Annotated in this window: 16 protein-coding genes; 10 read left to right on the top strand and 6 right to left on the bottom strand. The window is 67.8% G+C overall.

Annotated features, from left to right (window positions below):
- The 6 genes from AC3A6R_RS14380 to AC3A6R_RS14405 all read right to left on the bottom strand — a co-directional run.
- On the bottom strand, positions 1 to 3,728 hold a 3,728-nt coding region (locus tag AC3A6R_RS14380), incomplete at its 3' end, for a beta strand repeat-containing protein (RefSeq protein ID WP_487860597.1).
- A 182-nt stretch (positions 3,729 to 3,910) separates the two neighbouring features.
- A complete protein-coding gene (locus AC3A6R_RS14385; protein WP_487860596.1) occupies positions 3,911 to 4,672 on the bottom strand; it encodes an enoyl-CoA hydratase/isomerase family protein in 762 nt (253 codons plus the stop codon).
- Positions 4,669 to 5,256, bottom strand: a complete 588-nt coding sequence (locus AC3A6R_RS14390) for a cysteine dioxygenase family protein (protein ID WP_487860595.1) — start codon at positions 5,254 to 5,256, stop codon at positions 4,669 to 4,671. The genes AC3A6R_RS14385 and AC3A6R_RS14390 overlap by 4 nt, the downstream gene beginning before the upstream one ends.
- Positions 5,256 to 6,422, bottom strand: coding sequence for a CaiB/BaiF CoA transferase family protein (locus tag AC3A6R_RS14395; protein WP_487860594.1), 1,167 nt, complete (start codon positions 6,420 to 6,422; stop codon positions 5,256 to 5,258). Before AC3A6R_RS14395 ends, AC3A6R_RS14390 begins: the two co-directional genes overlap by 1 nt.
- Positions 6,423 to 6,481: 59 nt before the next feature.
- A complete protein-coding gene (locus tag AC3A6R_RS14400; protein WP_487860593.1) occupies positions 6,482 to 6,988 on the bottom strand; it encodes a nucleoside deaminase in 507 nt (168 codons plus the stop codon).
- A complete protein-coding gene (locus tag AC3A6R_RS14405; protein ID WP_487860592.1) occupies positions 6,985 to 8,349 on the bottom strand; it encodes a nucleobase:cation symporter-2 family protein in 1,365 nt (454 codons plus the stop codon). The genes AC3A6R_RS14400 and AC3A6R_RS14405 overlap by 4 nt, the downstream gene beginning before the upstream one ends.
- A 101-nt stretch (positions 8,350 to 8,450) precedes the next feature.
- Between AC3A6R_RS14405 and AC3A6R_RS14410 the strand changes: the two genes are divergently transcribed.
- The 10 genes from AC3A6R_RS14410 to AC3A6R_RS14455 all read left to right on the top strand — a co-directional run bounded on the left by AC3A6R_RS14410 (position 8,451) and on the right by AC3A6R_RS14455 (position 16,155).
- A complete protein-coding gene (locus tag AC3A6R_RS14410) occupies positions 8,451 to 9,365 on the top strand; it encodes a LysR family transcriptional regulator (RefSeq protein WP_487864690.1) in 915 nt (304 codons plus the stop codon).
- 78 nt (positions 9,366 to 9,443) lie between these two features.
- On the top strand, positions 9,444 to 9,770 hold the full coding sequence (locus AC3A6R_RS14415; RefSeq protein WP_487860590.1) for an ArsR/SmtB family transcription factor: 327 nt from the start codon (positions 9,444 to 9,446) through the stop codon (positions 9,768 to 9,770).
- Between the two features lie 53 nt (positions 9,771 to 9,823).
- A complete protein-coding gene (locus AC3A6R_RS14420) occupies positions 9,824 to 10,291 on the top strand; it encodes an ArsI/CadI family heavy metal resistance metalloenzyme (protein ID WP_487860589.1) in 468 nt (155 codons plus the stop codon).
- A 46-nt stretch (positions 10,292 to 10,337) separates the two neighbouring features.
- Positions 10,338 to 10,832: an arsenate reductase ArsC gene (locus tag AC3A6R_RS14425; RefSeq protein ID WP_487860588.1), complete on the top strand. Its 495-nt coding sequence runs from the start codon at positions 10,338 to 10,340 to the stop codon at positions 10,830 to 10,832.
- 1 nt (position 10,833) lies between these two features.
- Positions 10,834 to 11,319 (top strand): arsenate reductase ArsC, encoded by a 486-nt coding sequence (locus AC3A6R_RS14430; protein WP_487860587.1) that lies wholly within the window; start codon positions 10,834 to 10,836, stop codon positions 11,317 to 11,319.
- 88 nt (positions 11,320 to 11,407) lie between these two features.
- Complete coding sequence (locus AC3A6R_RS14435) at positions 11,408 to 12,694, top strand: arsenic transporter (protein WP_487860586.1); 1,287 nt, start codon at positions 11,408 to 11,410, stop codon at positions 12,692 to 12,694.
- A gap of 37 nt (positions 12,695 to 12,731) precedes the next feature.
- The gene (arsC, locus tag AC3A6R_RS14440) at positions 12,732 to 13,163 is read left to right on the top strand and encodes an arsenate reductase (glutaredoxin) (RefSeq protein WP_487860585.1); all 432 of its coding nucleotides are present in this window, start codon (positions 12,732 to 12,734) and stop codon (positions 13,161 to 13,163) included.
- The gene (gene arsH / locus AC3A6R_RS14445; RefSeq protein ID WP_487860584.1) at positions 13,132 to 13,866 is read left to right on the top strand and encodes an arsenical resistance protein ArsH; all 735 of its coding nucleotides are present in this window, start codon (positions 13,132 to 13,134) and stop codon (positions 13,864 to 13,866) included. The genes arsC and arsH overlap by 32 nt, the downstream gene beginning before the upstream one ends.
- 14 nt (positions 13,867 to 13,880) lie before the next feature.
- The gene (locus tag AC3A6R_RS14450) at positions 13,881 to 15,092 is read left to right on the top strand and encodes an MFS transporter (RefSeq protein ID WP_487860583.1); all 1,212 of its coding nucleotides are present in this window, start codon (positions 13,881 to 13,883) and stop codon (positions 15,090 to 15,092) included.
- A gap of 7 nt (positions 15,093 to 15,099) precedes the next feature.
- Positions 15,100 to 16,155: an ArsO family NAD(P)H-dependent flavin-containing monooxygenase gene (locus AC3A6R_RS14455; RefSeq protein ID WP_487860582.1), complete on the top strand. Its 1,056-nt coding sequence runs from the start codon at positions 15,100 to 15,102 to the stop codon at positions 16,153 to 16,155.
- Positions 16,156 to 16,210 lie beyond the last annotated feature (55 nt).

Genomic DNA, 16,210 nt, shown 5'->3' on the forward strand with positions numbered 1-16,210 from the left:
CCGGCCGCCACGGTGGTGCCGCCGGTGTAGCTGTTGGCGCCCGTGAGCGTGAGCGTGCCGCTGCCCACCTTGACGATCGAGCCGCCGGTGCCCGTGCCGGGCTGCGGGAAGAGGCTGCCCGTGTCGGAGATGGCGCCCGAGATCGCGTCGTTGGCATTCAAGCCGCCCAGCGCCAACTGCGTGGCGCCAAGCACCACCGCGCCGTCGCCCGCGAGCGAGCCGATCGAAAGGCCTGCCGGCGCCGTGATGCCCGACACGTCGACCTTGCCGCTACTCGCGTTGGTGATCGTCGCCGTGCCCGCGGACCCATTGCCCGCGAAGTACACCACGCCGCCGGCCTGGTTGTGGACCTTGGCCGTGCCTGCGGAGGCATCGAACGCGAAGCCCAGGAGGCTGTTGGCACCGACCGTTATGGCCGCGTTGCCTGCGCTGGCCGTGTCGGTGAAGACGACCGTCCCGCCCTGGTTGTCGATGGTCGCGCTGCCCGCGGTGCTGGCATCGCCGAACACCACGCCATTGAGGGTGCCGCCGAAGAAACCCTGGCCATGGAGGTCGATGCGGGCCGCGCCGGCCGAGGCCGTCTGCGCGAACCCGAGCGTGTTCGCGCTGTCGGCGCTGCCTGCACGCCCCACGGTGAAGTGGGTGCTGCCGGCGTTCGCCGAACCCGTGATCGCCACCTGCGTGCCATCGGTTTCCTGCCGCACGTCGCCGCTGCCGAAGGCGCCGTCCGCGTTGGCGATGATCGAGCCTCCGTCCCGCAGCAGCGTGCCACCGTCGTAGGTGTTCGCGGCATTCAGCACCAGCGCACCACCCACCCCGCCCGCGCCCCTGACCGTGAGGCCGCCGACACCGCCGATGGACCCGTTCGCGTCGAAACTGCCGCTCGCCATCTCGAAGGTCCCGCCGCCCGCGCCCAGCGTGATGGCGCGCGTGGAGGCCACCGTGCTGACCCCGGTGGCCACGCGCAGCGTGCCCCCGTCGAACGCCAGCCCGGTGCCGGCCACGCCCAGGTTGTGGTCCGCCGAGATCTGCAGGATGCCGCCCTTGACCGTGGTGCCCCCCGCGTAGGTGTTCGCGCCGCCCAGCACCAGCGTGCCGCCGTCTTCCTTCACGAGGCCGCCCGCGCCGCCGATCGCCGCGCCAATGCTCGCGGTCATGCCCGCGCTGGCCGCCGAGCCGTCGCCTACGCGAACCACGCCCAACGGTGCGCTGATCGTCAACGCATCGCCGTCGATGCTGTAGCCGTCGACCGCGAACTGCGCGCCGCCGATGCGCACCGCGCCATCGGTGCCCTTGTTGTCCACCGTGACGGCGCCGCCCGTGCCGCCGAAGATCGCGAAGCCGTCCTGGACCCAGCCTGCGTTCACCACCCCGTTCACGTCGGTCCAGTTGTCGCCGGGGCTGCCCGCGCGCCAGGTGCCCGCGCCGCCGGCGATCTTGCCGTCATTGAAGTTGGCAGGGTTGGCGCCGTCCCACATGTTGAGCGCGAGGCCGCCGGTGTTGACCAGGTTGATCTGGTTCGCGACGCTGGTCTGCAGCGCGAGGTAGCCCGGCGGCGTGGGCGCGCTGCCGATGGTCATCGCATTGGCGGTGAGTGCACCGGTGTAGTTGATGAGCCGGTAAAGGCCCGCGCCGAAATTGCCGCCGGCCGACTGGCTCACGTTGAGCGTGCCGCCGAGCGCGAGGTCGCCGTTGACGTTCAGCAGGTCGTTGAAAGCGCCGCCGACCACACCGGCCTGGCCGAGTTCCATGTCGAGCGACGAGCCCGCCGCGAGCGTCAGCGCTCCGGTGTTCATCGTGCCCACGCTCGCGCCCACCGACAGGCGTCCGCCCGCATTCACCACCACCGGGCCGGCCATGGCGCCGCTGCCGGCCAGGGTGGCACCCTTGCCCACGGTGACGGCGCCCAGGCCGGTGGCGCTGCCCGACGCATTGGCGATGCGCAGCGTGCCTTGCGCCACGAGCGTGCCGCCCGCGTAGGTGTTGGCGCCGCCCAGCACCAGTTCGCTCCCGCCGACCTTCACGATGGCGCCGTCGCCCGACACCGTGCCGCCGATCGACATCGCCGGGCCGGTGACCGTGAGCGTGCGGCCCGCGTCGATCGAGAAGGCATTGGCCAGCGCACGGGGTGCGTTGCCCGACAGGGCCACGTTGCCTTCGATGGACACCGTGCCGGCGCCCAGCGCGGTGTCGCTGCCGACCAGCACCGAGTTGGCCCCCAGGCGCGTGCCGCCGCCGTAGCTGTTGTTGCCCAGCAGTGACACCGCGCCGCCGACTGCGCGCAGGTCCAGCGCGCCCGCGCCGGACACCAGGCCGTTGAAGGTGACGCTGCCGGGCGCCTGCACCGCCAGCGTGCCGCCGCCCGCGAACAGGTCCACCGCGTTCAGCGACAACGCGGGAGCCGCGCTGGTGAGCGTGACCGGTCCGCCGATGCCCAGCGCCGCGCCGCCCAGCGCCGCTGCGCCCGTCAGTTGCAGCGTGCCCCCATAGGCCGTGATGCCGCCCGTGAAACCGCTGTTGTTGCCGCTCAGCGCCAGCAGGCCCGTGCCGAACTTGATCAGCGTGCCCGAGCCGCTGATGTCGCTGGCGACGTTGGAATCGAGGTTGTCGTTGAGGCGCAGTGCGGAGCCGGCGCCCAGCGACACCGTGCTGCCCGCCGCGCCCTGGAGGTTGCCGATGAGCGGCGTGGCGCCCGTCACCGTGTAGAGCTGCGAGCCTGCGGCCAGGCTCACCGCGGCATTGCCGCCGAACGTACCGCCGGCGCCGAAGCCCAGCGCACCTGCCTCGATCGAAGCGGTCCGGGGCCCGATCGACCGGTCGATCAACCAGTCGCCGCTGTCGACCTTGATCAGGTCGCCGCCGAAGTCGGTGATCCCCGACGCGGCCTGTGAATAGACCTGGGTGCCCGCGCCCGCCAACGTCAGCGTCGACCCCGCCATGGCGCCGATGCTGAGGTTGCCGACGATCCGGCTGCCGGTACGAAGCGTGACGCGCTGCACAAGACCGTGGTCGAGGGCGATGTGGCCTCGCAGCAGACCCCCGTTGTCGATCGTGAGCGACGTGGCTTGGCCGTAGATGCTGTATTGGCCCTCGATGGTGGAGCCGAAGGTATTGGTGATGTTTGCACTGCCGCCTCCGAAGCCGAGCCCGAGGTAGTTGCCCGTGCTGGTGATGCGGCTGTTGCCGGCATTCACGATCGTGCCGCCGCCGTACAGCAGGGCGCCGGCCAGGCCTTCGATCACGCCGCCGTTCGAGTTGGTCAGCGTGACCGGTCCACCGGTGACCTGGATCGCGCGATCGCTGGCAACGATCGAGCCGCCGTTGTTGTTGATTACCGCATTGCCTCCGGCCACCACGCCCGACGTACCGGTGACCGTGCCGGTGTTGTTGACCGTGACGTTGCCGCCGACGTAGACACCCCATGTGCCGTCGTTGAAGGTGCCGATGGTGCCGCTGTTGTTGATGATCCCGCCGTCGGCCACGCCCCGCCAGCCGGGGTTGGAACCGGTGCAATCGAGCGTGGAGCCGGTCAACGTGCATGCGGCCCAGGCGGGTGCCGTCATGGCGAAGCCCGCGGCCGCGAGCAACGGTCCGGCCATGCCCACTGCACGGCCGACGCGCGAGCGGGTGCTACTGCTGCTACGTTTTCCGCGCACGCGCGCGAGTTCCGAAGCTGCAACCCAAGCGCCGAGTGCGGCGTTCCAGACGGTGGTGAAAGCGATGTTCATTCACACGAGGCGCAACATGTGTGCCGAACCTGCGCAGGTGCACTGGCCGCGGAGGGCGCGCGCAAAAGACGTTATCTCCGCCGAACATCGTGGAAGATTGGCCAGACCGGGCCGGCCGTCTACCAGCCTGGCGTTGCGTGTTACGTAACGCCGACGGGTACCGTGACGTAACGCCGCGGCCCTCAGCCGCGCTTGTGTCCCGCCCGGTAGGCGGCGATGCGGTCGCGCAGGCCGGGCCGTGCGGCCGAGCGCACAAGGCGCACCAGGTCCTCGGCATCGCCAGCGTCGCCGCGCGGGCGGCGGGCGACGTCGATCGCCTCTTGGACGCCGCGCTGGGTGGGCGCGTCGAGCCGGCGTGAGCGGGCCGCCAGCTGCGCCAGCGCTTCGTCGAGCGCTTCGGGCGCCAGCCGGCGCGTGACCAGGCCGGCTTCGAACGCGGCGCCGTCGTCGATCGACATGCCGCCCTCGACCCAGGCGCGGGTGCAGGTAGCGCCCACGGTATCGGCAAGCCGTGCCGTGCCCAGCACAAGCCCGAAGGCTGCGCCCGGGAAGGCGAAACTGGTGTCGCCGACGGCCCAACGCTCGGCGCAGGCGCAGAAGATGTCGGCACCCGCGCCGATCGTGCGGCCGTGGGCGACCGCGAGCGTGGTGAACGGTGCCGCATGCAGGGCCTGCAGCAGGAGCTCCACGCGGGTGAAGCGGGCCAGCAGGCTGTCGTCCGTTTCGGCGTCGAGCCCGGAGAGATCGAAGCCGGTGCAGAAATGCCGCCCTTCGCCCGACAGCACGAAGAGGCGCACATTCGCCTCGCGCGCCACGTCGACGGCCTGCGTCAGTTCGGCCACGAGTTCGGCCGACAGCGCGTTGCCCTTGCCCGCACGCGCCATCACCACGTGCATCACGTCCTCGCGCTGATCGATGCGCAGCTGTCGCGGGGCGCTCGTCATGACTGCTCCCGTGCCCAGAGGTTGGGCGTCAACGCATTCGAGTAGCCGGACACGAAGTTCTTGCGCTCGCCCGCTTCCGGCACGAACACATGCCGCTCGATGCGCCCGATGTTGCCGCCGTACAGGTGGATGCTGATGGACACGCGGTCGGCGAATGCGTTGCGCACCACATGGATGTCGCCGAGGTCGGGCGAGACGATGTCGAGCTCGCCCGGGCGCAGCGTGACCTCGTCGCCCTGCGCGACCAGCCGGCCCTCGGCACCTGGCGCGTAGCGCTGGCCGCACTCCGCGCCGCGCAGCATGCCGATGATTCCCCACACGGTGTGGTCGTGCACCGGCGTCTTCTGACCCGGCCCCCAGACGAAGCTCACGAGCGAGAAGCGGTCGAGCGGATCGCCATACAGCAGGTGCTGCTGGTAGTACTGCGGATGGCTTGCCGTCATTGGCTCGGGCAGCCAGTCGTCCTCGGCGACGAGCGCACGCATCAACGGTGCCGCGCGTTCCAGCATCTGTGCCTCGCTGCGCGGACCTTCGTTGACGAGCCGCGTCATCGCGGCGACGAATTCGAGGAGCCGGGCGGCCATCAGGCGTCTCCCTGCGCAAAGCGCTGGCGGATCTCGGCTGTGTGCTCGCCGAGCGCGGGCGGCGTTCGCCGGATCGGAAAGCCCTTGCCGTTGAAGCGTATCGGCGAGGCGAAGGTTTGCGTCTGGCGGCCATTGGGGAGCGTCAGCGGCTGCACCCATTCCATGTGTGCGGTCTGCGGATCGGCCAACGCGGCGGCGTAGTCGTTGATGCGCGCGTGCGGCACGCCCGCGGCATGGAACGCATCGATCCAGTGGGCCACCGGCCGCTGCGTGAACACGGCCTCCAGGATGTCCTTGAGCGTGCCCTGGTTGCGCGCCCGGTCGGTGGTGCTGACGAAGCGCGGGTCGGACGCCAGTTCGGGCATGCCGACCACGCGGCAGACCTCGAGCCAGAGCTTGTGGTTGCCGGCCGCGATCGCAAAAAAGCCGTCGTCCGCCTGGAACGCCTGGTATGGCGCGTTGCGCGGATGCGCCGAGCCCAGCTTCACCGGACTGCGGCCATTGCCGAAGTACTCGCTGGTCTGCAGCGCCGCAATGCCCAGCGTGCAGCCGAACATTGGCACGTCGATGTGCGCGCCCTGCCCGCCTGCGCGCACGTTCGCCAGGGCTGCGGCAATGGCGAAGGCGGCATACAGGCCGGAGGCGAAGTCCGAAAGCGGCACGCCGCACTTGACCGGGGCACCGTCGGGCTCGCCGGTAACGCTCATCACGCCGGCCGCGGCCTGAACCGTGAGGTCGAAGCCACCCTCCCCCGAGCGCGGGCCGCTCTGGCCGTAGGCGGAGATCGAGCAGTACAGCAGCTGCGGCCGGCTCTCCGCGAAGCTCGCATAGCCCAGGCCCAGCCGGTCCATCACGCCGGGCCGGTTGTTCTCGACCAGCACGTCGGCCTCGAGCACGAGCTTGCGCGCCAGCGCCAGGTCGGCCGGTGTCTTCAGGTCGAGCGCCACCGAACGCTTGTTGCGGTTGAGCGCCGCGAAATTCTCGCTGTAGCCCTCGTTCAGCGGCGGCCACTGGCGCAGGCCGTCGCCCGCGGGCGGCTCGACCTTGACGACGTCCGCGCCCATGTCGGACAGCAGCATGGTCGAGAACGGGCCCGAGGCGGTGGAACAGAACTCGACGACGCGAACGCCGGACAAGGGCAATGGGGATGGCACGGGGAAAGTCATGGAATGGGCGACGCCGGGTCAGGGAAAGGTGCCGTTTTACCGCACCGCCCCGTGGCGCGTCAGCCCTGCTGCCAGAACCCGCGGTGCGGCGCCGCAGCCTCGTCTTCCAGCAGCGGCCCCAGCACCTCGACGCGGCGCTGGCCGCGTGCGAAGACTTCGCGGCAGGGCAGCGAGAAGGTCGGGTTCTCCGGATGATCGCCGGTGAGCCCGAGCAGCGTGTGCTCCGACAGCGCATAGACCACACGGCCGATGCCGGTCCAGTAGACCGCGCCCGCGCACATGCAGCAGGGTTCGGCGCTGGTGTAGAGGGTGCAGCGCAGCAGCTGCTCGGGCGTGAGCTTCCGTGCGGCCCGCGCCGCCGCCACCAGTTCGGCATGTTGGGTCGGATCGCCTTCGGGCGGCATCGAGTTGTTGCCCGCCTCGGCGACGACGTTGCCGTTTTCGTCGGCGACCAGCGCCGCGAAGGGATGCCGGCCCTGCGCTTTCGATTCTTCCGACAGGGCGATGGCCTGGCGCAGCAGTTCGAGTTCGCGCGGCTGAAGGATGGATGGGGCGGGCGTGGTCATGGTGTCGGTGTATGCAAGGGAGAAGTGGATGCGGAAGTGGATGATGCCGCGTGTGCGTCGCGGCCGCGGTTCAAGAGCAGGTTGAGCAGCACGGCCGTGATCGCGCAAAGGAAGATGCCGCTCTCGAGCACCAGCCTTGCGGGCCCGCTGGCCTGCGCGAAGAGCGCCGGAAAGGACATCGGCAGCACGCCGATGCTGACCGACACCGCAACCACGATCGCGTTGCGTGTTCCCTCGAAGCGCACGCGCGCGAGCTCCTGGATGCCGGCGACCGTCGTCATGCCGAACATCACGATCGCACAGCCACCGAGGACCGGCCGCGGCACCGAGGCGATGAGCGCGCCGAGCTTCGGGAACAGCCCCATCAGGACCATGATCAGCCCTGCGGTCGCCACCACGTAGCGGCTCTTGATGCCCGACAGCGCGATCAGCCCGGTGTTCTGCGTGAAGGCGTTGTAAGGAAAGCTGTTGAAGATGCCGCCGATCATGGTCGACAGCCCGTCGGCGCGAAAGGCATCGCCCAGCGTGGTCTGGGTGGCGGGGCGCCCGACGATCTGCCCGATCGCAAGGCAGTTGCCCGTGGTCTCGGCCATGATCACCAGCATCGCGAGCGTCATGATCAACGTCGGCACCAGGCCGAAAGTGGGCGCACCGAATGCAAAGGGCGCGCTGATCTCGAACCAGGCCGCCTGCGCCACCGGCGCGAAGCTCGTGAGCCCGAAGGCCGCGGCCAGCGCAGTGCCACCGGCCAGGCCGATCAGTACCGCCAGATTGCCGACGTAGCCGCCGAAGCGCGCATAGACGAAGAGCGTGATCGCCACCGTCGCGAGCCCAAGGCCCAGGTTAGCGGCGCTGCCGAAATCGCTCGCGTCCGGGTTGCCGCCGCCAAGCCAGATCGCCGCAGCGGGCATCAGCGTGATGCCGATCACGGTGATGAGGCTGCCGATCACCACCGGCGGAAAGAACCGCAGCAGCCGGCTGATCGCCGGCGCGAGCAGCACGGTGACGGCACCACCCGCAATCACGGCGCCGAAGACGGCCGGCAGGCCGTATTCCTTGCCGATCATGATCATCGGCGCGAGCGCGATGAACGAGCAGGCCTGCACCAGCGGCAAGCGGGCGCCGAAGCGCCTGAACCCGATCGTCTGGATCAGCGTCGCGACGCCGGAGGTCAGCAGGTTGGCATTGATCAGCAGCACGACCTGCGAAGCCGAAAGGCCAAGCGCGCTGCCGAGGATGAGCGGCACCGCGACCGCCCCCGCATAGAGCACCAGCACGTGCTGCAGCCCGTAGCCGGCCATCTGCCGGACGGGGAGGATCTGGTCGACCGGGTGAACGGCCACTGGGGAAGAAGTCTCCATCGAACGCGTCTCCTTGGTTTTTCTGGCGTCGCGATCTTCGGGGCGCTATCCGCCAAGTCCAAACTGATAACCATCGGCTTCTTCGATGGAACAATCCCGCCATGCGTTATTCCCTCGACCAGCTCGAAGTGTTCGCGGCCATCGCCGAGGCCGGCTCGTTCTCTGCCGCAGCGCGCCGGCTGGGCCGCACCCAGTCGTCGGTGAGCGCGGCGATCGGCAACCTCGAGGTCGACTTCGGCGTGGTGCTGTTCGACCGCGGCACCAAGGTCCCGACGCTGACCGAAGCCGGCCAGCGCCTCCTTCGCGAAACATCGGAGGTGCTGGACCGCTGCCTGGAGCTCGACCGCCACGCGCGCAGCCTCGGCGAAGCCGTCGAGCCGCGGCTCACGCTGGCGATCGAGGTGCCCTACAAGGCCGTGGTGCCCCCGCTCGCGGCTTTCGCGGAGCGGTTCCCGCTGGTGGACATCGACGTGCGCCATCCGCTCGAAGGCGACGTCAGCGCGCTGGTCCTGCAAGGCACTGCGCACCTCGGGCTGGCGTTCTCGCAGCCCGACTATCCGCGCGAGCTGGGCTTCGTGCAGATGGGCAAGCTCGTGATGTCGCACGTGGCCGCACGCGACCATCCCCTCGCCCGGCTCGCCAGCGTGAGCTTCACCGAACTGCATCGGCACGGGCGCCTGGTCTTCAGCGCCCACGGCGATCGACTGCCCAGCAGCGAATACCTGGCGTCGACGCGGCGCTGGCGCGCCGAGAGCCACCTGGCGCTGCTCGAGATGACGCGTGCCGGCCTCGGCTGGGCCACGCTGCCCCGTCAGCTGGTGCTGCGCGAGCTCGAGAGCGGCGACTTGGTGGAGCTGCGCCTGCAGGCCTATCCGCACACCGACTGGCTGGTCGGCGTCGACCTGCTGTGGAACAGGTCGCGCCCGCTCGGCAGGGCCGAGGGCTGGCTGCGCGATGAGCTGGCGCGGTTCAAGGTCTCGGAGACCGACAGCGCCGGCCACCCGACGACGTTCTGAGCGCGCCTTCGGAGAAGCTGCCGTTGTTCGAACGCTTGTCCGCTTGCTTGATTTCAATAGTTCGATGATAATTGAATAATGGAAGAAAATACAGTCGTACGTTCCTTGGCCGCACTTGCGCAACCGGTGCGCCTTCGCGTGTTTCGCGCCTTGGTAGTCGCCGGCCCCGAGGGCATGACGCCAGGCACGCTCACGGAAGCCCTGGACATTCCGGCAACGAGCCTGTCGTTTCACCTCAAGGAGCTCACGAACGCCGGCCTCGTTTCGCAAGAGCGGCAGGGGCGGCATCTCATCTATCGGGCGTCGTTCGATCAGATGAATGCGCTGTTGGCGTACCTCACCGAGAACTGCTGCCAAGGGCAGGCATGCGCCACGGAGCAGGTCGACGCTTCGTGTGCCTGCTGACGCTCGCGCACTTCATCTTGCCGCCCCGTCAACGTCCACCTAGGAGAGCCATCATGAAGCGTTTCCACGTTCACCTGCATGTCGATGACCTGAGCAAGAGCATCGCGTTCTATTCCAACCTTTTTGCGGCGGAACCTGCGCGCGTCGAGCAGGACTATGCCAAGTGGATGCTGGAGGACCCCAGGGTCAACTTCGCGATTTCCACGAGGGGCCACGGCACGGGGATCGACCATCTCGGCATTCAGGCCGAAGACGCGAGCGAGCTCGCCGAACTCAAGGTCCGCGCCCAGGCGGCCGACCGTGCACTTTTCGATGAGGGGGCGACGGTCTGCTGCTATGCCAAGAGCGAGAAGCACTGGGTCACCGATCCGCAGGGCGTGGCATGGGAGCACTACCGAACGATGGATGCCTCCAGGATCTTCGGCCAGGGCCGCGACCAGGTCAGCCAGCAGGTTCAAGGCGTGGCCTCGAAGGCGGCCGAACAGCTGGGTCTCTCGAAAAGCGCTTGCTGCACCCGGTGACGCTCAGCCGGCGCCTGTGCATCCATCAACCTGCAATCCACTCATCATGACCGACCGAAAACACAACGTCCTGTTCATCTGCACGGGCAACTCCGCACGTTCGATCCTGGCCGAGGGCATCCTCGAGCAGTTGAGCTCCGATCGATTTGCCGCCTACTCGGCCGGCAGCCATCCCAAGGGCGCCGTACATCCATTGGCACTGGCCACGTTGCGTCAGCTGCGCTATCGCGACACCGGCTACCGAAGCAAGAGCTGGGGCGAATACGCCAAGGACGATGCGCCTCAGATGGACTTTGTGATCACCGTCTGCGACCAGGCAGCCGGTGAGGTCTGCCCGATCTGGCCGGGGCAACCCATCAGCGCCCATTGGGGTCTTCCGGATCCCGCGGCGGTCGATGGCTCGGACGAGGTCAAGCATCGCGCCTTCATGGACGCCGCCGTCACGTTGAAACGCCGGATCGAATTTCTGCTCTCGTTGCCGCTCGCCAAGCTCGAGACCCTGGCCATTCAGCGTGAAGTGCGCGACATCGGAACCCGCTGACATGACGACGAATATCCTGATCCTCTGCACGCACAACTCGGCGCGCAGCGTGCTGGCGGAGGGCATGCTCAATCACTGGGCGCAAGAACTGGGTGTCGACGCGCGGGCCTACAGCGCCGGCAGCGCGCCCAGCGGCCGCATCAATCCGATGGCGATCGAGGTGCTTCAGAACGCGGGCATCGACACGTCGAGCTGCCGCAGCAAGAGCTGGGACGAGTTCACAGAGGCCGGTGCGCCCACCATGCGGGTGGTCATCACTGTCTGTGATAGCGCGGCGCAGGAAACCTGCCCCTATTGGCCCGGCTCGCCCGTGAAGATTCATTGGGGGTACCCCGATCCTTCCAATGCCGGGACGAACGCGGACGAGAAGCGGGAGGCGTTCGAATCCACCCGCCAGGCCATCGGCGAACGGATGCGCAAGCTGGTGCAGGTGCCCTTCGATACGTTGGACGACACGCAGCTGCGCGCAACCCTCGAAGCCATCTGATCCACAACGGCTCGATCTTCCGACCTCATGCAGCGGGCCGGCAGTGCCTGCTCGTGCATCGCCAATTCCAACCAAGAAGAACTCTCCAATGCTCGCGGCCATCCTGATCTTCATCTTCACCCTCGTGCTGGTCATCTGGCAGCCGCGCGGCCTCGGCATTGGGTGGAGCGCTTCGCTCGGCGCCGTGATCGCGCTGCTCTTCGGCGTCGTGCAACTCGCCGACATCCCGGTCGTCTGGGGCATCGTCTGGAACGCCACCGCAACCTTCGTGGCCGTCATCATCATCAGCCTGCTGCTCGACGAAGCCGGCTTCTTCGAATGGGCCGCGCTGCACGTGGCGCGCTGGGGCAACGGGCGCGGCCGGCTGCTGTTCGCCTTCATCGTGCTGCTGGGTGCCGCGGTTTCGGCGCTCTTCGCGAACGACGGCGCGGCGCTGATCCTCACGCCGATCGTGATGGCGATGCTCGTCGCACTCGGCTTCACGCCGGCGGCCACGCTGGCCTTCGTGATGGCAGCCGGCTTCATCGCCGACACGGCCAGCTTGCCGCTGATCGTCTCGAACCTGGTGAACATCGTCTCGGCCGACTTCTTCAAGATCGGCTTCAACGAGTACGCCGCCGTGATGATCCCGGTGAACCTCGCGGCCGTGGCGGCCAGCCTGCTGGTGCTGATGCTCTACTTCCGCCGTGGCATTCCGGCGAACTACGACGTGAGGCAGCTCAAGGCCCCGGTGGAGGCGATCCGCGACCCCGCCACCTTCCGGGCCGGATGGATCGTTCTGGTGCTCCTGCTCATCGGCTTCTTCGGCCTCGAACCCCTGGGTGTGCCGGTCAGCGCGGTGGCAGCCGTGGGCGCGGCCATCCTGCTCGCCGTCGCGGCGCGCGGGCACGTCATCAGCACGCGCAAGGTGCTGCATGGCGCGCCCTGGCAGATCGTGATCTTCTCGCTGGGCATGTACCTGGTGGTCTACGGTCTGCGCAACGCCGGGTTGACCGGTCAGATCGCCTCGCTGCTGGACGTCTTTGCGCAAAGTGGCGTCTGGGGTGCGGCGATGGGCACCGGGTTCCTCACGGCGGCGCTGTCGTCGGTGATGAACAACATGCCGACGGTGCTGATTGGTGCACTCTCCATCGATGCCTCGAACGCGAGCGGTATCGTGAAGGAAGCGATGATCTACGCCAATGTGATCGGCTGCGACCTGGGCCCGAAGATCACGCCGATCGGCAGCCTGGCCACGCTGCTCTGGCTGCATGTGCTCGCGAAGAAGGGCATGGTCATTGCCTGGGGCTACTATTTCAAGGTGGGCATCGTGATGACCATCCCCGTGCTCGCCGTCACGCTGGCCGCGCTGGCGCTGCGCCTCAGCGCAGGCTGAAACAAACCAGTCACCCTCCACACACGCTTGGTACCTCATGAGCGACATCACCATCTATCACAACCCCGCCTGCGGCACGTCCCGGAACGTACTCGCGCTGATTCGCAACACGGGCGAAGAGCCCACGGTGATCGAGTACCTCAAGACGCCGCCCGATCGAACCACGCTGAAGCAGTTGATCTCCGCCATGGGCACGCCGGTGCGCGACGTCCTGCGCCGGAAGGGAACGCCGTACGACGAGCTTGGCCTCGATGATCCGAAGTGGACCGACGACCAATTGGTCGATTTCATGCTGCAGCATCCGATACTCATCAATCGGCCGATCGTGGTGACGCCGCTGGGCACGCGCCTGTGTCGCCCCTCCGAAGCAGTGCTCGACATCCTGCCGCGTCCCCAACTGGGCGCGTTCTCCAAGGAAGATGGCGAAGCCGTGATCGATGCGAAAGGCCAACGTGTCGCCAAGCCCTGAACTCCCCAACCTCGATCCCGAGGCCTTTCACGAGCCGGATCTGCAGCGCTTGCTTCCCACCGTGCGGGCTATGCATGCGCCGCGCATCCTGCTGCTCTACGGTTCGGTGCGTGAACGCTCCTACAGCCGGCTCGTCACGGAAGAAGCGGCTCGACTGCTGCGCAAGATGGGCGCTGAGACGCGCATCTTCGACCCGCGCGGATTGCCCCTGCCGGACGGCGCACCGGAGGATCACCCGAAGGTCCAGGAGCTGCGTGATCTGGCGCAGTGGTCCGAGGGCATGGTCTGGTGCTCGCCCGAACGCCATGGCGCCATGTCCGGGATCATGAAGGCGCAGATCGATTGGATCCCGCTGTCCGTTGGCTCCGTGCGTCCCACCCAAGGCAAGACGCTCGCGGTCATGCAGGTGTCGGGTGGCTCGCAGTCGTTCAACGCCGTGAACCAGCTGCGCGTGCTCGGCCGCTGGATGCGCATGATCACCATCCCCAATCAGTCGTCGGTTGCCAAGGCCTTTCTCGAGTTCGAGGAAGACGGGCGCATGAAGCCCTCGCCCTACTACGAACGCGTGGTCGACGTCATGGAGGAGCTCGTGAAGTTCACGCTGCTCACACGCGACTGCGCAGACTACCTGGTCGACCGCTACAGCGAACGGCGCGAGAGCGCAGAAGCTCTTTCGAAACGCGTCAACCTTCGGAGCATCTGAGGGGGCAAGCCACGGTGCAGAGCAGGACCACGACGACGGTGATGCTGGGGGTGGCGCAGACCCTGGCATGGGCGTCGTCGTACTACCTGCCTGCGGTCCTGGCCGGCGCCATCGGCAGGGATGTGGGCATGTCGACCTCCACGGTCTTCGGCGCATTCTCCGTGGCGCTCCTTGTTGCCGCCGCGATCGGGCCGTACGCGGGCCGGCTTATCGATCGCCTCGGTGGGCGACCGGTTCTCATGGCCAGCAACCTGGTGTTCGCGGGCGGTCTCGCTCTTCTGAGCCAGGCCACACATTCCAATCTCGTCTTTGCGGCCTGGGCCTTGATGGGCCTCGCAATGGGCAGCGGCCTTTACGAAGCAGCCTTCGCCACCGTGGTGCGCCTGCATGGCCAGAACGCGCGCAGAGCAATCACCGGCATCACTTTGTTCGCGGGCTTTGCAAGCACCGTGGGGTGGCCACTGTCGGCCTATCTGGAAAGCACGGTGGGATGGCGCGGCGCCTGTCTTGCATGGGCCGCGTTGCACCTGGTCCTCGGCCTGCCGCTCAATGCCCTTCTGCCTCGCGCGTCCCGCGCCGATTCGGCATCGAAGGAGAACGCGACCTCCGAGAAGGACACCGGACCGGGCCTCACGCCCGCGCAGCAGCGCCGTGCCGCAGTCCTGATGGCCTATGTGTTTGCAGTGGCCTGGTTCATCAGCACGGCCATGGCGGCGCACCTGCCCGCGCTGCTTCTGGCCAGCGGTGCCACGCTCGCCGCGGCGGTGGGAATCGCCGCGCTGGTCGGGCCGGCGCAGGTGGCGGGACGGCTGATCGAGTTCACTTTCTTGAAGCGCGCGCACCCCTTGCTGTCGGCCAGGCTGGCCACGCTGGCACATCCACTGGGCGCGCTCTGTCTGGGCCTGTTCGGCACCTCGGCCGCCGCGGCCTTCGCGGTGCTCCACGGCTTGGGCAACGGCATTCTGACCATCGCCATCGGGACGCTTCCGCTCTTGATCTTCGGCGCCAAGGGCTATGGCCAGCGGCAAGGCTTCTTGATGGTGCCGGCGCGCCTCGTGCAGGCGGGCGCGCCGTTCCTGTTCGGCATGGCCGTGGAGCGGTGGGGTGACGGTGCGCTGTGGTTTTCAGCCGCACTCGGCCTGTCCGCCTGCCTTGCGCTGGCGCTCATGACCACCAGCATCAGGGCGACTCCGCAGGCCGTGAAGGCGCGGAAATCGGCGGCCTGACAGTCGAATGACTTACGACGCGATCATCATCGGCGGTGGCCAGGCCGCGCTCTCGGTGGCGTACTTCCTGCGCCGCACGCAGCGCACGTTTCTGATTCTGGACGCCGAAGAGTTCGGCGGCGGCGCCTGGCAGCATGGGTGGGATTCATTGCGTCTGTTTTCACCGGCAGCGTGGAGTTCGATCGCGGGTTGGCCAATGCCGAGCGCAGGCTCAAGCTATCCCGCTCGCGACCATGTGGTGAGCTACCTGCGGGACTACGAAAAGCGCTACGCACTCCCGATCGAGCGAGCGGTATTCGTGTCCTCGGTCACGCCCGATACACAGGGCTTCCAACTGCAGGCCGGCGACAGGAATTGGACAGCGCGAACGGTCGTCAGCGCAACGGGCACCTGGCGCAAGCCATTCATGCCCGTCTATCCGGGCATGCAGGATTTCGCCGGCCGCCAGCTCCACTCGGCGCACTACCGAAGTCCGGAGGAATTCCGAGGTCAGCGCGTCATGATCGTGGGCGGCGGAAACTCCGGTGCACAGATCCTGTCCGAAGTGTCGCTCTCGGCGAACGAAACCGTGTGGGTCACGGAAGACGAGCCCAGGTTTCTGCCAGATGACGTGGACGGCCGTGTGCTGTTCGAGCGTGCGACCGCACGATGGCGTGCGCTGCAGGAAGGGCGAAGCATCGACGAGCTTCCGGGCGGATTCGGAGACATCGTCATGGTGCCGCCGGTCATGGACGCCCGTGCTCGAGGGGTGCTGTCGTCCGTCAGACCTTTCCGCCGGATGACGCCCGACGGCGCGCTCTGGGACGACGGCACCGCTCGCCGATTCGACGCGGTGATCTGGTGCACAGGATTTCGCGCGGCCCTGGACCATCTCATATCGCTCGACGCCGTCGAGGACGGAAAAGTCCCGGTCGCAGCAGGAACTCGCTCGCGCGACGTGCCCGGACTATGGCTGGTGGGATATGGAGAATGGACTGGGCCGGCTTCGGCAACGCTCATCGGGGTAATGCGTACCGCAAGAAGTACCGCTAGCGAGATTGATGCATTTCTGGATCATCCGTGAGGGCTGGACGAGTGTTCGAGCAGCGCGCTCTCACACTGTTTGCCGAGCTGCTCGG

This window comes from Variovorax sp. Soil_C_19, assembly GCF_057657255.1.

Excerpts from the sequence above, each read along its gene's own strand:
- AC3A6R_RS14385 (WP_487860596.1), bottom strand. The coding sequence starts at position 4,672 with ATGACGAGCGCCCCGCGACAGCTGCGCATCGATCAGCGCGAGGACGTG.
- AC3A6R_RS14390 (WP_487860595.1), bottom strand. The coding sequence starts at position 5,256 with ATGGCCGCCCGGCTCCTCGAATTCGTCGCCGCGATGACGCGGCTCGTC.
- AC3A6R_RS14395 (WP_487860594.1), bottom strand. The coding sequence starts at position 6,422 with ATGACTTTCCCCGTGCCATCCCCATTGCCCTTGTCCGGCGTTCGCGTC.
- AC3A6R_RS14400 (WP_487860593.1), bottom strand. The coding sequence starts at position 6,988 with ATGACCACGCCCGCCCCATCCATCCTTCAGCCGCGCGAACTCGAACTG.
- AC3A6R_RS14405 (WP_487860592.1), bottom strand. The coding sequence starts at position 8,349 with ATGGAGACTTCTTCCCCAGTGGCCGTTCACCCGGTCGACCAGATCCTC.
- AC3A6R_RS14410 (WP_487864690.1), top strand. The coding sequence starts at position 8,451 with ATGCGTTATTCCCTCGACCAGCTCGAAGTGTTCGCGGCCATCGCCGAG.
- AC3A6R_RS14415 (WP_487860590.1), top strand. The coding sequence starts at position 9,444 with ATGGAAGAAAATACAGTCGTACGTTCCTTGGCCGCACTTGCGCAACCG.
- AC3A6R_RS14420 (WP_487860589.1), top strand. The coding sequence starts at position 9,824 with ATGAAGCGTTTCCACGTTCACCTGCATGTCGATGACCTGAGCAAGAGC.
- AC3A6R_RS14425 (WP_487860588.1), top strand. The coding sequence starts at position 10,338 with ATGACCGACCGAAAACACAACGTCCTGTTCATCTGCACGGGCAACTCC.
- AC3A6R_RS14430 (WP_487860587.1), top strand. The coding sequence starts at position 10,834 with ATGACGACGAATATCCTGATCCTCTGCACGCACAACTCGGCGCGCAGC.
- AC3A6R_RS14435 (WP_487860586.1), top strand. The coding sequence starts at position 11,408 with ATGCTCGCGGCCATCCTGATCTTCATCTTCACCCTCGTGCTGGTCATC.
- arsC (WP_487860585.1), top strand. The coding sequence starts at position 12,732 with ATGAGCGACATCACCATCTATCACAACCCCGCCTGCGGCACGTCCCGG.
- arsH (WP_487860584.1), top strand. The coding sequence starts at position 13,132 with ATGCGAAAGGCCAACGTGTCGCCAAGCCCTGAACTCCCCAACCTCGAT.
- AC3A6R_RS14455 (WP_487860582.1), top strand. The coding sequence starts at position 15,100 with ATGACTTACGACGCGATCATCATCGGCGGTGGCCAGGCCGCGCTCTCG.